The 14156-nt window shown below is 69.9% G+C and carries 10 protein-coding genes and 1 tRNA gene; 4 read left to right on the forward strand and 7 right to left on the reverse strand.

Translation table 11 applies throughout. The features are described from left to right. Window positions 1–86: 86 nt before the first annotated feature. Window positions 87–1550: a sulfatase family protein gene (locus AC3CH1_RS15190; protein WP_488463377.1), complete on the reverse strand. Its 1464-nt coding sequence runs from the start codon at window positions 1548–1550 to the stop codon at window positions 87–89. A 194-nt stretch (window positions 1551–1744) separates the two neighbouring features. Further along, window positions 1745–1837 (reverse strand): putative leader peptide, encoded by a 93-nt coding sequence (locus tag AC3CH1_RS15195; protein ID WP_350797605.1) that lies wholly within the window; start codon window positions 1835–1837, stop codon window positions 1745–1747. Window positions 1838–2414: 577 nt separating this feature from the next. Between AC3CH1_RS15195 and purF the strand changes: the two genes are divergently transcribed. Together purF and purM are read left to right on the forward strand one after the other, a co-directional pair. Beyond that, a complete protein-coding gene (gene purF, locus AC3CH1_RS15200; protein ID WP_488463378.1) occupies window positions 2415–3941 on the forward strand; it encodes an amidophosphoribosyltransferase in 1527 nt (508 codons plus the stop codon). A 60-nt stretch (window positions 3942–4001) separates the two neighbouring features. Beyond that, a complete protein-coding gene (gene purM, locus AC3CH1_RS15205; protein ID WP_073799725.1) occupies window positions 4002–5075 on the forward strand; it encodes a phosphoribosylformylglycinamidine cyclo-ligase in 1074 nt (357 codons plus the stop codon). Between the two features lie 131 nt (window positions 5076–5206). Here the strand turns inward: purM and AC3CH1_RS15210 are convergent, their stop codons facing one another. Further along, window positions 5207–5464 (reverse strand): DUF3073 domain-containing protein, encoded by a 258-nt coding sequence (locus AC3CH1_RS15210; protein WP_007447468.1) that lies wholly within the window; start codon window positions 5462–5464, stop codon window positions 5207–5209. A 291-nt stretch (window positions 5465–5755) separates the two neighbouring features. Then, window positions 5756–6838 carry a Leu/Phe/Val dehydrogenase gene (locus AC3CH1_RS15215; protein WP_488463379.1) on the reverse strand — a complete coding sequence of 361 codons (1083 nt, stop codon included), beginning with the start codon at window positions 6836–6838 and terminating at the stop codon, window positions 5756–5758. A 174-nt stretch (window positions 6839–7012) separates the two neighbouring features. Here AC3CH1_RS15215 and AC3CH1_RS15220 point away from each other — a divergent pair, with 174 nt between their 5' ends. After that, a complete protein-coding gene (locus AC3CH1_RS15220; RefSeq protein ID WP_488463380.1) occupies window positions 7013–7858 on the forward strand; it encodes a DUF8083 family protein in 846 nt (281 codons plus the stop codon). Window positions 7859–8535: 677 nt separating this feature from the next. Beyond that, on the forward strand, window positions 8536–8742 hold the full coding sequence (gene bldC / locus AC3CH1_RS15225) for a developmental transcriptional regulator BldC (RefSeq protein ID WP_003949541.1): 207 nt from the start codon (window positions 8536–8538) through the stop codon (window positions 8740–8742). Window positions 8743–9289: 547 nt separating this feature from the next. Here bldC and AC3CH1_RS15230 read toward each other — a convergent pair. The 3 genes from AC3CH1_RS15230 to hrpA form a co-directional block, all read right to left on the reverse strand. Further along, a complete protein-coding gene (locus tag AC3CH1_RS15230) occupies window positions 9290–9562 on the reverse strand; it encodes a DUF6274 family protein (RefSeq protein WP_488463381.1) in 273 nt (90 codons plus the stop codon). 172 nt (window positions 9563–9734) lie between these two features. After that, window positions 9735–9809: transfer RNA gene (locus AC3CH1_RS15235), tRNA-Asp, on the reverse strand. 127 nt (window positions 9810–9936) lie between these two features. After that, window positions 9937–13884, reverse strand: a complete 3948-nt coding sequence (gene hrpA / locus AC3CH1_RS15240) for an ATP-dependent RNA helicase HrpA (RefSeq protein WP_488463382.1) — start codon at window positions 13882–13884, stop codon at window positions 9937–9939. Between the last annotated feature and the right edge of the window lie 272 nt (window positions 13885–14156).

Raw genomic sequence — 14156 nt, forward strand, 5'->3', positions numbered from 1 at the left:
CCTGGGACCACCACCCGGGACCACCGGCCTGTACCACCGGCCCGGGCTCGACCGCCCGGGACCACCGCCCGGGACCACCGGCCGGGTCAGGAACCCGTCGGATAGGGCAGCAGGCCGGAGTCCGTCCTCTCCCACGACGCCCGCAGCTCGGCCAGCCGCGCCGGGTCGGCCTTCGAGCGGTCGGCCTGCTCGCGCTGGTCGTCGGCCAGGTTGAACAGCTGGTCGGTCCCGTTCCTTCCCCGGTAGTACTTCCAGTCGCCGCGCCGCAGCGCCCGCTCGCCGCGCACCCGCCAGAACAGGTCGCGTTCCTTCGGTGTCTCGCCCCGCAGCAGATATCCCGCGAGGCTGATGCCGTCCAGCGGGTGGGCGGGGTCCGGTCGTGCCCCGCCCAGCTCCAGCAGGGTGGCCGTCCAGTCGGGGGAGAACACCGGGAGGTCGCTCACCTGCCCGCCTTCGATGCGCGCGGGCCAGCGCAGCACCGAGGGGACGCGGATGCCGCCTTCCTGGAGCGAGCTCTTGCTGCCGGCGAGCGGCCAGTTGTAGGAGAACCGCTCGCCGCCGTTGTCGCTGGCGAAGAAGACCAGGGTGTCCTTCTCCTGCCCCGACCTCTTCAGCGCTTTCAGGACCTCGCCGACCGAGCGGTCCAGGTCCTCGACCATCTCCGTGTACTTCTCGATCGAACCGCCGTCGCCGTGCCGGAGGGCGGACCGGTCGCCGGCCTTGATCCGGCGGACGATCTCGGCGCTCGCCTCCGTGTCGCCGTCGGCGATCCAGGGCCAGTGCGGGGTGGTGAAGTTCAGGTTGAGCAGCCACGGTCTGTCGTCGTGGTCACGCTGTACGTACTCGCTCGCGCGCTCCGTGAGGATCCGGGTGTAGTACCGCAGGTCCTTGTACTCGGCGTCGCCCTCGTACAGGTCGTACTCGCCCGCCAGGCCGAGTTTGGAGTAGTACTCCAGGGCTCCGCCGAAGTTGCCGAAAAACTCGTCGTAGCCCGACCTGGTCGGGCTGTAGTCCGGCAGGTATCCGCAGTGCCACTTGCCGATGAGCGCGGTCGAGTAGCCGACGCCGCGCAGCAGGGACGCCAGAGTCGGGTGGGTCGGCTCAAGCCCCACCGACCGGTCGGCGATGGGCTCGGCGAGTCCGCCCTTCGTACGTCCCGGATAGCGCCCCGTGTAGAGGCTGAACCGGGTGGGGGAGCAGGTCGCCGACCCCGAGTACGCGTCGGTGAAGCGCACGCCCTGGCGCCCCAGCCGGTCCAGGTGGGGCGTGCGGATGTGCGGAGACCCGTACGAGGAGAGGTCCGCCCAGCCGAGGTCGTCGCCGAGGATGAAGAGGATGTTGGGACGGCGCGCGTGCTTGCCGCGGGCGGCCCGGAACGGGCGCTCCCGGGTCGCGTCGCCGTCGGCCGTTCCGGCTGCGGCCGCCGGAACGGCCGACGGTATTCCGGCCGCGGTGACGGCGGTCGCGCCGACCGCGGTCGTGAAGGCGCGCCGGCTCAGCGGCGTACCGGATCGCCTGTCCGAACGTGCGTGTGCATCGCGAGAAGTCATGGGTACTCCTGGGAGGGCCTCGGGCGCGGGCCGAAGGGCGGGGCGCGAGGCGGTGGGCGCGACTTCCCGGCGGGCGGGGGCCCGCGGACGGGCTCACCCGCCCGCGGGGAGCGAAAGAGGGAGGGAGATGAACGCGTGCACGCATGCCGAAGCCCGGGGCGGAGGCCCTGCGGAGTTCTGGAGGTGCGGCTGCCTCAGGCGTGGCGACAGATGGCGCTCGCTACACGTCCCAGATCGACGTGCCGGCGCTCCACGAGCGTGATCGAGAGATCACCGAGGGGCTGCATGGGGAGGGAGCCTGCCAACGGGGCAACGGCCTGTCAACGGTGGTCTCGCACTACGGGACGGCCGTCCCAGCAATCCCCGCCCTCGCCCGTCACCGCCCTCGCCCGCCCCAGCCATCCCCGCCCTCACCCGTCAGGTCCCCGCCCTCGCCCGTCCCTGCCCGGTCCCCGTCCTCGCCGCTCACCGTGCCGCACGGGCCCTGGTCCCCGCGGTTCGTCGTCGCCGGAGGAGTGGCTCGCTCCTCCCCGGCCGGCGCCCCGGGTGTGAGGCTCACCACGAAACGAGCGTTCGGCCAGCGGTCGGGGCGGCGATCGGGCAGGTTCACCGAGCGCCACGCCCGCATGTCCGCCCCAGTCGGCCCCTACCTGTCGGTAACCGGGCTCCCGGCCCGGAAGTGAGCCCCGCACTCGCCTCGCGGGACCCACCCCGCCCGCGCGACGGTCACACAACGTCACCGGTCGAAGTCCCGCGAATCGCCCGCTCCGGGGGGCGGGCGGGCCCGTTGCCCATGCGCCGCCGTCGGTTTGCCGACAGGTCCCCAATTCGGACCAGTGGTCGATCTCGCCTACACTCGGTGCCGTGCCCCGTGGTGATGGACGACTCAACCACGACCTGCTCCCCGGAGAGAAAGGCCCCCAGGACGCTTGTGGCGTCTTCGGTGTCTGGGCTCCGGGTGAAGAGGTCGCCAAGCTCACCTATTTCGGACTGTATGCCCTGCAGCACCGCGGACAGGAATCCGCGGGCATCGCAGTGAGCAACGGGTCCCAGATCCTGGTCTTCAAGGACATGGGACTGGTCTCGCAGGTCTTCGACGAAACGTCTCTGGGTTCCCTCCAGGGCCATATCGCGGTCGGTCATGCCCGCTACTCCACCACCGGCGCCTCGGTGTGGGAGAACGCGCAGCCGACGTTCCGTGCCACCGCGCACGGCTCGATCGCCCTCGGCCACAACGGGAACCTGGTCAACACCGCCCAGCTCGCGGAGATGGTCGCCGACCTCCCGCGCAAGGACGGCCGCGCCACCCAGGTCGCCGCGACCAACGACACCGACCTGGTGACCGCGCTGCTCGCCGGGCAGCGCGACGAGAACGACAAGCCGCTCACCATCGAGGAAGCCGCCGCCAAGGTGCTCCCCGACGTCAAGGGCGCGTTCTCCCTCGTCTTCATGGACGAGCACACGCTCTACGCCGCCCGCGACCCGCAGGGCATCCGCCCGCTGGTGCTCGGCCGGCTGGAGCGCGGCTGGGTCGTCGCCTCCGAGTCCGCCGCGCTCGACATCTGCGGCGCCAGCTACGTACGCGAGATCGAGCCGGGCGAGCTCGTCGCCATCGACGAGAACGGCCTGCGCACCTCGCGCTTCGCAGAAGCGAAGCCCAAGGGCTGTGTCTTCGAGTACGTCTACCTGGCCCGCCCCGACACCGACATCGCCGGGCGCAACGTCTACCTCTCCCGAGTGGAGATGGGCCGCAGGCTGGCCGCCGAGGCCCCCGCCGAGGCGGATCTCGTCATAGCGACCCCGGAATCCGGCACCCCCGCGGCCGTCGGTTACGCCGAAGCCAGCGGAATCCCGTTCGGCGTCGGCCTGGTCAAGAACGCCTACGTCGGCCGGACCTTCATCCAGCCGTCCCAGACCATCCGGCAGCTGGGCATCCGGCTCAAGCTCAACCCGCTCAAGGAAGTCATCAAGGGGAAGCGCCTGGTGGTCGTCGACGACTCGATCGTCCGCGGCAACACCCAGCGCGCCCTGGTCCGGATGCTCCGCGAGGCGGGCGCCGCCGAGATCCACATCCGGATCTCCTCGCCGCCGGTGAAGTGGCCCTGCTTCTTCGGGATCGACTTCGCGACCCGCGCCGAGCTGATCGCCAACGGCATGACCGTCGACGAGATCTGCACCTCCATGGGCGCCGACTCCCTCTCGTACATCTCGATCGACGCGATGATCGAGGCGACGACGATTCCCAAGCAGAACCTCTGCCGTGCCTGCTTCGACGGTGAGTACCCGATGGACCTCCCGGACCCGGAGCTGCTCGGCAAGCAGCTGCTGGAGACCGAGCTGGCGGCGGGCCCGGCGGCGACCGCCGCGGCCGACGCGCTGCGCCGTCCGTGACCCGGACGCGCCGCCGCATCCCCCACCAGCCCCGTATCTCCACACGAAAGATCCCAGGCCATGTCTGAGACAACAGGTGCTTCCTACGCGGCGGCCGGCGTCGACATCGAAGCCGGTGACCGTGCCGTCGAGCTGATGAAGGAGTGGGTGAAGAAGACGCAGCGCCCGGAGGTCGCGGGCCTCGGCGGGCTCGGCGGCTTCGCCGGCCTCTTCGACGCCTCGGCGCTGAAGCGCTACGAGCGCCCGCTGCTCGCCTCCGCCACCGACGGTGTGGGCACCAAGGTGGACCTGGCGCGGCAGATGGGCGTGTACGACACCATCGGCCACGACCTCGTCGGCATGGTCGTGGACGACCTCGTCGTCTGCGGCGCCGAGCCGCTGTTCATGACCGACTACATCTGCGTCGGCAAGGTGCACCCCGAGCGTGTCGCGGCCATCGTGAAGGGCATCGCCGAAGGCTGTGTCCTGGCGGGCTGCTCCCTGGTCGGCGGCGAGACGGCCGAGCACCCGGGTCTCCTCGGCCCGGACGACTTCGACGTCGCCGGAGCCGGTACGGGCGTGGTCGAGGCCGACCGCCTGCTCGGCCCGGACCGTATCCGCAAGGGTGACGCGGTGATCGCCATGGCGTCCTCCGGTCTTCACTCCAACGGGTACTCGCTCGTCCGCCACGTGGTCTTCGACCGGGCCGGCTGGTCCCTGGACCGCGAGGTCGAGGAGTTCGGCCGCACGCTCGGCGAGGAACTCCTGGAGCCCACCCGGATCTACTCCCTGGACTGCCTGGCCCTCACCCGGACGACCGAGGTGCACGGCTTCAGCCACGTCACCGGCGGCGGCCTGGCGAACAACCTGGCCCGGGTCATCCCGGACGGCCTCCACGCCACCGTGGACCGCTCCACGTGGACGCCCGGCGCGGTCTTCGACCTGGTCGGCAAGGCCGGTCAGGTCGAGCGGCTGGAGCTGGAGAAGACGCTCAACATGGGCGTCGGCATGATCGCGATCGTCCCGGCCGACTCGGTAGACGCCGCGCTGACGACCCTGGCCGACCGCGGGGTCGACTCCTGGGTCGCCGGCGAGATCACCGACCGCGGTGAGCACACCACGGGCGCCGAGCTGACCGGCGACTACGCCCGCTAGGCGCCGTCAGCCGTGGTGCGCCGGGCAGCCCGGCGCACCACGGCATCCCGGCACCACGGGAAAGCCTGGCCCCGGACACACAGAACCCGGCCCGGGGCAGGCCCGGACCGGGTTGATGTGTCAGCGCGAGGTCAAGCGCCGCGGCGCTGTGACGACGGACCGGACTGATCGTCCTGATCCTCGTCATCGTCCTGGTTGTAGCGATCCGCGTACTGTGCGTACGGGTCATCTTCCTCGTCGTCGTCCTCGAACGGCTCTGCGTTCGGTGGCTGACTCGAAGGCGATGCGCCCAGCTCATTGGCCAGACGCGACAGGTCAGTCCCGCCGCTGCTGTACTTCAGCTGGCGGGCGACCTTGGTCTGCTTGGCCTTTGCCCGGCCGCGCCCCATGGCTCGACCCCCTCGGTGACGGGGCTCGACGGCCCCAGAGTCTTGACACGCGTTCATGTTTCGGGACGGACTCTCGACAGAGAGACCGCGCCCGTAGAGCTTTAACGGTACCTGCTTCCGTGGCCATACGGTACGCCGCCCGCATTCCGGTCCCGTACACAGGGCCAGCGAGGAGCCCCGTCCTCCCTGGTCAACTGCGATTTTAACCTCTTGTGGAGGTACGACCCGCCGACCGGCGTGAGTCTTGTCTCGCGGGCCGGCGGGCCGTAGGGGTGGCCGAGGGCCGCCCGGTCAGCGGGTGTGCGCCTCCGCCATCCGATGTTCGGCGAGCCGGTCCGCCGCCGCGGCCGGCGGAATCCCATCCGCCTTCGCACGTGCGAATATTTCCAGCGTGGTGTCGAAGATCCTCGTCGCCTTCGCCTTGCACCGGTCGAAGTCGAACCCGTTCAGCTCGTCGGCCACCTGGATGACGCCGCCGGCGTTGACCACGTAGTCGGGTGCGTAGAGAACCGACCGGTCGGCCAGGTCCTTCTCGACGCCCGGGTGCGCCAGCTGGTTGTTGGCCGCGCCGCACACCACCTTCGCGGTGAGCACGGGGACGGTGTCGTCGTTCAGCGCGCCGCCGAGCGCGCACGGCGCGTAGACGTCCAGGCCCTCGGTGCGGATCAGCGCGTCGGTGTCCGCCACCACGGTCACCTCGGGGTGCGGATCGGTGATCCGGCGCAGCGACTCCTCGCGGACGTCGGTGATCACGACCTCGGCCCCGTCGGAGAGCAGGTGCTCGACGAGGTGGCGGCCCACCTTGCCGACCCCGGCGACGCCGACCTTGCGGCCGCGCAGCGTCGGGTCGCCCCACAGGTGCTGGGCCGAGGCCCGCATGCCCTGGAAGACGCCGAACGCGGTGAGCACCGAGGAGTCGCCCGCGCCGCCGCTCTCGGGGGAGCGGCCGGTGGTCCAGCGGCACTCCCGGGCGACGACGTCCATGTCGGCGACGTAGGTGCCGACGTCGCAGGCGGTCACGTAGCGGCCACCGAGCGAGGCGACGAACCGGCCGTAGGCGAGGAGGAGTTCCTCGCTCTTGATCTTCTCCGGGTCGCCGATGATGACGGCCTTGCCGCCACCGTGGTCGAGACCGGCCAGGGCGTTCTTGTACGACATCCCGCGCGACAGGTTCAGCGCGTCGGCGACGGCGTCCGCCTCGGTGGCGTACGGGTAGAAGCGGGTGCCGCCGAGGGCCGGGCCCAGGGCGGTGGAGTGGAGGGCGATGACGGCCTTGAGGCCGGTGGCACGGTCCTGGCAGATCACGACTTGCTCGTGACCTCCCTGATCCGAGTGGAACAGGGTGTGCAGGACGCCGTCGGTCACATCGGTCACTGTGGTGACTCCCAAGTACGAAGCGGCGGAGACCCTCCTGGGGGTGGGGAGGGCCCCGGACCGACCGGCACGGCCGGTCCGATGGGCAAGAGCGTAAGTCCTCCGGTGGCGCGGATCCGCCCCGGTGCGGAGGATCACCCTCTGGGGGTGTACCGCCGTGACACGATGCGCTGCATGTCGGTGGTGTCTTCGGTGCTCGTCCCTTACACGTCCTACCTCCGGATCTACGAGCCGCTCGCCGCGTTCGCCGAGCCCGAACGGAGCCACTGGGCGCGCTACGCGCGGCGCGAGGACCTTCCCACGGCCCAGGACGAACTGCGTCGCTCGCTGGCCGACTTGGCGTCGACGCCGCCGGTCGGGGTGCCGGTGCGCGAGAGCGGCGACGCGTTCGTGGCGGAGCTGGACGGCGTGGTGTGCGTCTGCCCGTGGCGGACCAGGTTGCGGGGCTGGCTGGCCCTGGAGGAACTGGGGGGCATGTTTCCGGCCAACGTGCTCGACGTCGTGCTGCCCGAGGTGGTGCGCGCTCAGGCGGCGGCGGATCACGAGCGCTGGCAGCGGCTCCACCCGGACGCGAGGCCCTGGATCCGCACGACGGTGTGGCAGGTCCCGGTGCGCTGGTTCGTCCTCTTCCTCGACGAGGAGCGGGAGTACGTGGCGGCGGAGGCCGAGGGGGCTGGGCCCGTGCTGCGCTACCGCACCCCGATGGTCGAGGCCCGGCGCCGGCTGGCGCGGGCGCTGCGGACGTTGCGCGGACACGTTCCCGAGGGCCCGCTGACCGAGGGGCTGGTGGACGTGGGGCGCTGGCTGGAGGAGTTCCATCCGCGCTCCCTGGTCGAGCTGGACTACGGGGGCCTGGTGCACGCGTTGTCGGCGGAGCGGCTCGCCGGGGACCGGTCGGCGGCGGATGTGGCGGAGGGGCTCGCCGCGCTGCGGGACGGCGACGGCGAGGGCGCGGGGGAGGCGTACGCGCGGCTCGCGGAGCGCTGGCGGGCGGTCCGGGACCTCCAGTTCATCAATTGACGTGAAAAGGCCCACAGTGGCATCAAGGTGATGGAACCGGGGCATCCTTCATCCAGGACGGCCGAGGGGCCGGCCGGCGGGCCGCGAGGCCGGAGCGCACGGAAGGAGAAGGAGGCCGGGTCGCCTCGACGGAGGGCGACGAAGTGGGGCTCGGCGAACAGTTGACGGGCCGTGAACCTGCGTCCTGCGAGGCGCGTGTGATGTGTGGGGCGGAAGCGTACTTCGCTGGGCTCGGGACCTACGTCCTGAACCGGGCCTTTGCCTCAAGCGTGATGGACAGCACTAACGGGGCCCTTGCGCCTATCCCTACCCCTCATGCCAAAATAGGACAAGGAGTCCGGGGAGGGCTCCTTCTGTCCAAGTAAGGGCAGAATGCTCGACATTGCACTCTATGGGGGGTCTGACGACTCCTGATCGCTCTGTGACTGATCGTCACTGGAGCGTGACTGTCCGCTATGGCATGGTCCATCGGCTTCCGTCGCTGATGAACACCTGGGAGGGCAATTCCATCGGTTTGGCCGACGTGGCTGGACGGATGGTGTAGTTGTAGTGCCGAGGACAAGCCGTTCGTCCTATAACCGACTCGGCCCGCGTCCGCCATTTCGGGCAACGCGGGTCAAGGTGCAGAATTTAGAGGAAAGAACCGAGATGGTTCGGTTCTCCCGAGGAGGCCGCTCATGACCGCTCGCACCCCTGATGCCGAGCCGCTGCTGACCCCGGCTGAGGTTGCCACGATGTTCCGCGTGGACCCGAAGACGGTCACCCGTTGGGCCAAGGCTGGCAAGCTCACGTCCATCCGCACGCTCGGTGGACATCGCCGGTACCGCGAGGCCGAGGTCCGCGCACTGCTTGCGGGTATTCCGCAGCAGCGCAGCGAGGCCTGACACACCCCTGCCCCGCAGCAGCACAGCAGCACAGCATCACCATCCGGGCAGCTGCAAGGTCCCCCAACCCCAGCCGCCCACCCATAGCTCCACTCGACGGACGCCTGCCCCAACGGGCGTCATACCTGTGTCCTACGGGTGTCGTCGTATCGATCGCGCTGGACTCCGCCGGGTCCAGCGCGATCTTTTTTGTGCCCCGGACGGGCCTCCCCGGTCGCTCCCGGGCCTCTTCCGGCCCTCGGGGGCGGCCGGGATCAGAACCGGCCGGTCGGTCGGCTTCAGGGGGCCGACGGGGGTCTTCGTGGGTCTGTGAGCGGGTCTGTGCGGGAGTGTGGGTGAGCGTCCCGGAAGGGTCGGGACAGCCCCGGACGGAACGGTCCCCGCGAGTCCGCCACCCCGTGCAATTGCACATATTAAATTCACCAGTTGTAGGGGAGGCGTAAAATCCCCCGGTGGGAAAACTCTTTCGGTGACTACCGTCACACCGTCCGAAGCTTGCCAACTTCCAGACTGCCACTGACCGAACGCGGAAGCACCCGGCCGATGGTCATGTCGCGGAGGGTCTTTCGGTCCCCGCCCCGGCCTCGTCCTCGTTTCCCTCGGGCCGTCCGGCGGAGGCCCGGCCCCCGGCGGCTTCCTGCGGGGCGCCCGAGGGGCCCTCGGAAGCTCGCGGCTCCCCGTCGCCCCCGGGCTCCATGGCGAGCCGCAGGAGGCGATGGCAGACCGCGCAGTGCCGGGTGAGGTGGCGATAGGCGGAAGCGGCCGCCAGATGGGCGCGCAGCAGCGCGCGGGTCTCATGTCGTGCCGTGGACGCGGACATACGAGCCACCTCCCGGTGAGCCCGGCCGTCCCCAGCAGTGAAGCGCCGAGGAACGCCGAGGGGCAGGGCCAGCCTCTGCTCCTCCGGGGTACTCCCGGCAGATGGAGTCGTCAAGACGTGGGGCAGGACGCGAGAAAGCCCGGATCGAAACGATCCGGGCTTTCTTCTACTGCGGTCCTGACGGGATTTGAACCCGCGGCCTCCACCTTGACAGGGTGGCGAGCACTCCAAACTGCTCCACAGGACCAGGTTTTCGCCGCTTGCCTTGCGGCTTGCTGCGAAACCAGACTGTACAGGAGGTGGGAGGCCCAGGTCGACTTCACTCCTGGTGGTGACACCGTCACCGTCCTGCGGGCCCCCGTTCGCCCCCCGCGTCAGGGCGCGAGGGCATCGATCGCCTTGACGATCCGCTTGTCCGAGACGGGGAACGCGGTGCCCAGCGCGTGGGCGAAGTAGCTGACCCGCAGCTCCTCGATCATCCAGCGGACGTCCAGTGCCTCCTGCGGCACCGGCCGGCCCCGCGGGAACTGTTCGAGCAGCCAGGCGTACTCGTCCTGCATCTCGTGGACCTTCGCCATCCGCGTCGTGTCCCGCTGCACCGCCGTCGGCATCTGCTGGAGCCGCCGGTCGGCCGCCACGAGGTAGCGCATCAGGTCCGGCAGCCGGCGCAGTCCGGTGGCCGTAACGAAACCGGGCGGTACGAGACGGGCCAGCTGCTCCCGTACGTCCGTGACGTTGGCCACCAGCGTCAGGCTGTTCGTCGACTTCAGCCGGCGCTCGCAGGCCTGCCACGCGGCCAGGATCTGCTGCACCTGGTCGATCGTGCGGACGGTCAGGTCCACCAGATCGGCGCGCACCTTGTCGTACAGCGTCCGGAACGCCTTCTCGTCCCACGCCGGTCCGCCGTGCGCGGCGATCAGCCGGTCGGCCGCGGCGGTGGCGCAGTCCTCGAAGAGGGCCTGGACCGAGCCGTGCGGATTACGGGACAGGGCCAGCTTCTGCTGGTTGGAGAGCCGATCCGAGGCGAACTTAGCCGGGTGCACCGGGATGTTCAGCATGATCAGCCGCCGGGTGCCGCGCCACATCGCCTGCTGCTGCTCGGCCTCGGTGTCGAAGAGGCGTACGGCCACGGTTTCGCCCTGGTCGACGAGGGCCGGATAGGCCTTGACCGGCTGCCCGGCACGGCGCGTCTCGAAGACCTTGTTCAGCGTGCCGATCGTCCAGTCGGTGAGCCCGGACCGTTCGATCGACTCCCCGGAGGGCCCGGCGGTCGCCGCCGCGGCCTGGGAGAGCGCCTGCCGGGCCTTCGGCCGCAACTGGAGCTTGAGCGCCTCCAGGTCCTTGTCCTCGGCGACCTTCCGCCGCCGCTCGTCGACGATCCGGAACGTGATCTTCAGATGGTCCGGGACCCGGGAGAGGTCGAAGTCGTCCGCCGTGACGGGCACGCCGACCATCCGCTGGAGCTCCCGCGCCAGGGTGAACGGCAGCGGCTCCTGGAGCGGGACCGCCCGGTCCAGGAACTTGTCCGCGTAGTTCGGCGCGGGGACGTAGTGCCGGCGGATCGGCTTCGGCAGTGAGCGGATCAGCTCCGTGACGACCTCCTCGCGCAGCCCCGGAATCTGCCAGTCGAAGCCCTCGGACGTGACCTGGTTGAGCACCTGGAGCGGTACGTGGACGGTCACGCCGTCCGCGTCCGCGCCGGGCTCGAACTGGTACGTCACCTTGAACTTGAGCTTCCCCTGCCGCCAGGAGTCCGGGTAGTCGTCCTTGGTGACGGCCCCGGCCTTCTCGTTGATGAGCATGGAGCGCTCGAAGTCGAGCGCGTCCGGCTCCTCGCGCTTCTTGTTCTTCCACCAGGAGTCGAAGTGCGCCCCGGACACGACGTGCTCGGGAATCCGCTGGTCGTAGAAGTCGAACAGCGTCTCGTCGTCCACGAGGATGTCGCGCCTGCGGGCGCGGTGCTCCAACTCCTCGACCTCGCCGAGCAGTTTGCGGTTGTCGTGGAAGAACTGGTGGTGGGTGCGCCAGTCGCCCTCGACCAGGGCGTTGCGGATGAACAGATCCCGCGAGGCCTCCTGGTCGATACGACCGAAATTGACCTTGCGCTGGGCGACGATCGGCACCCCGTAGAGGGTGACCCGTTCGAACGCCATCACCGCGGCCTGGTCCTTCTCCCAGTGCGGCTCGCTGTAGGTGCGCTTCAGCAGATGCCCGGCCAGCGGCTCGATCCACTCGGGCTCGACCTTGGCGTTGACCCGCGCCCACAGCCGGGAGGTCTCCACCAGCTCCGCCGACATCACGAACCGGGGCTGCTTCTTGAACAGCGCCGACCCGGGGAAGATCGCGAACTTGGCGCTGCGCGCGCCCAGGTACTCGTTCTTCTCGGTGTCCTTCAGCCCGATGTGCGACAGCAGCCCGGCCAGCAGCGAGGTGTGCACCGCCTGCTCGGGGATGGACCCCTCCGCCTTGGGCTCCTCGACGGTGATGCCCATCTGCTTGGCGACCGTACGCAGCTGCGCGTAGATGTCCTGCCATTCGCGGATGCGCAGGAAGTTCAGATACTCCTGCTTGCACATCCGGCGGAACGAGGAGGAGCCGCGCTCCTTCTGCTGCTCGCGGACGTAGGCCCAGAGGTTGAGATACGCCAGGAAGTCGGAGGTCTCGTCCTTGAACCGGGCGTGGTTCTGGTCGGCCTGGGTCTGCTTCTCCGCGGGCCGCTCGCGCGGGTCCTGGATGGAGAGCGCGGCGGCGATGACCATGACCTCGCGGGCGCAGCCGTTCTTGTCGGCCTCGATGACCATCCGGGCCAGGCGCGGGTCGACGGGGAGCTGGGAGAGCTTCCGCCCCAGCGGCGTCAGACGCTGCCCCTTCTTCCCCTCCTGGGGGGACTTCTCGCCCTGCTCGAGCGCCCCCAGCTCCTGGAGGAGCTGCACGCCGTCGCGGATGTTGCGGTGGTCCGGCGGGTCGATGAAGGGGAACTTCTCGATGTCGCCGAGCCCGGCGGCGGTCATCTGGAGGATGACGGAGGCCAGGTTGGTCCGCAGGATCTCCGGGTCGGTGAACTCCGGCCGGGTGACGAAGTCGTCCTCCGAGTACAGCCGGACGCAGATGCCGTCCGACGTACGGCCGCAGCGGCCCTTGCGCTGGTTGGCGCTGGCCTGGGAGATCCGCTCGATCGGCAGCCGCTGGACCTTGGTGCGGTGGCTGTAGCGGGAGATACGGGCGTTGCCCGGGTCGATCACGTACTTGATGCCGGGGACCGTCAGCGAGGTCTCGGCGACGTTGGTCGCCAGGACGATGCGGCGTCCCGTATGGCGCTGGAAGACGCGGTGCTGCTCGGCGTGGGAGAGGCGCGCGTAGAGGGGGAGCACCTCGGTGTGTCTGAGGTTCCGCTTGTTCAGCGCGTCCGCCGTGTCCCGGATCTCGCGCTCACCGGAGAGGAAGACCAGGACATCGCCCGGGGCCTCGTGGCCCAGCTCGTCGACGGCGTCGCAGATCGCGGTGATCTGGTCGCGGTCGGAGTCCTCGCTCTCGTCTTCGAGGAGCGGTCGGTACCGCACCTCCACCGGATACGTCCGCCCGCTGACCTCCACGATCGGCGCCTCGCCGAAGTGGCGCGCGAACCGCTCCGGGTCGATGGTCGCCGAGGTGATGACGACCTTCAGGTCGGGGCGCTTCGGCAACAGCCGGGCCAGATAGCCGAGCAGGAAGTCGATGTTCAGGGACCGCTCGTGGGCCTCGTCGATGATGATCGTGTCGTACGCCAGCAGCTCGCGGTCCGTCTGGATCTCGGCGAGCAGGATGCCGTCCGTCATCAGCTTCAGATACGTCGACTCCGGGTTCACCTGGTCGGTGAAGCGGACCTTCCAGCCGACCGTCTCGCCCAGCGGCGTCTTCAGCTCGTCCGCGACCCGCTCCGCGACCGTACGGGCGGCGATCCGCCGCGGCTGGGTGTGCCCGATCATGCCGCGGACGCCGCGCCCCAGCTCCATACAGATCTTGGGAATCTGCGTGGTCTTGCCGGACCCGGTCTCCCCGGCGACGATCACGACCTGGTGGTCGCGTATCGCCTCCAGGATCTCGTCCTTCTTCTGGCTGACGGGCAGCTCTTCCGGATACGACAGGGCCGGCAGCCGGGCCGCGCGCGCAGCGAGCCGTGTCGCCGCCCTGTCCGCGTCGGCCGCGATCTCGTCCAGTACGGACTGGCGGGCCTCGGGCTTGCGGATGCGGCGCGCTCCTTCGAGGCGCCGGCCGAGCCGGTTCGCGTCACGGAGCGAGAGCTGTCCGAGCTGGGACTGGAGATCGGCGAAGGAAGTAGACATACGGCTCCCAGGATCTCACCCGGGCGCACGGAGTGGCGACCTCATTTCGCGCGGGCTGCGTCACGCGGCACGTACCATTTCGGGCAGTCGAACGCTCAGCCCCGCTTCCAGGGGGAAAGGCCCGGTCCCGTGTCCCGTACGCAGTGGTGGAGCCTGACGGCGCTGCTCGCGGTCGTCGTGGGGCTGCTGTGCGGACCGGCGGCGCTCCCGGCAGCCGCGCTCGGGGCTCCGGCCCCCTCCGTTCCCGCTGCCTCTGCCTTCGTTCCTTCCGC

Source organism: Streptomyces sp. MGP-P1, from assembly GCF_057766565.1.

Excerpts from the sequence above, each read along its gene's own strand:
- AC3CH1_RS15190 (WP_488463377.1), bottom strand. The coding sequence starts at position 1,550 with ATGACTTCTCGCGATGCACACGCACGTTCGGACAGGCGATCCGGTACG.
- AC3CH1_RS15195 (WP_350797605.1), bottom strand. The coding sequence starts at position 1,837 with ATGCAGCCCCTCGGTGATCTCTCGATCACGCTCGTGGAGCGCCGGCAC.
- purM (WP_073799725.1), top strand. The coding sequence starts at position 4,002 with ATGTCTGAGACAACAGGTGCTTCCTACGCGGCGGCCGGCGTCGACATC.
- AC3CH1_RS15210 (WP_007447468.1), bottom strand. The coding sequence starts at position 5,464 with ATGGGGCGCGGCCGGGCAAAGGCCAAGCAGACCAAGGTCGCCCGCCAG.
- AC3CH1_RS15220 (WP_488463380.1), top strand. The coding sequence starts at position 7,013 with ATGTCGGTGGTGTCTTCGGTGCTCGTCCCTTACACGTCCTACCTCCGG.
- bldC (WP_003949541.1), top strand. The coding sequence starts at position 8,536 with ATGACCGCTCGCACCCCTGATGCCGAGCCGCTGCTGACCCCGGCTGAG.
- AC3CH1_RS15230 (WP_488463381.1), bottom strand. The coding sequence starts at position 9,562 with ATGTCCGCGTCCACGGCACGACATGAGACCCGCGCGCTGCTGCGCGCC.
- hrpA (WP_488463382.1), bottom strand. The coding sequence starts at position 13,884 with ATGTCTACTTCCTTCGCCGATCTCCAGTCCCAGCTCGGACAGCTCTCG.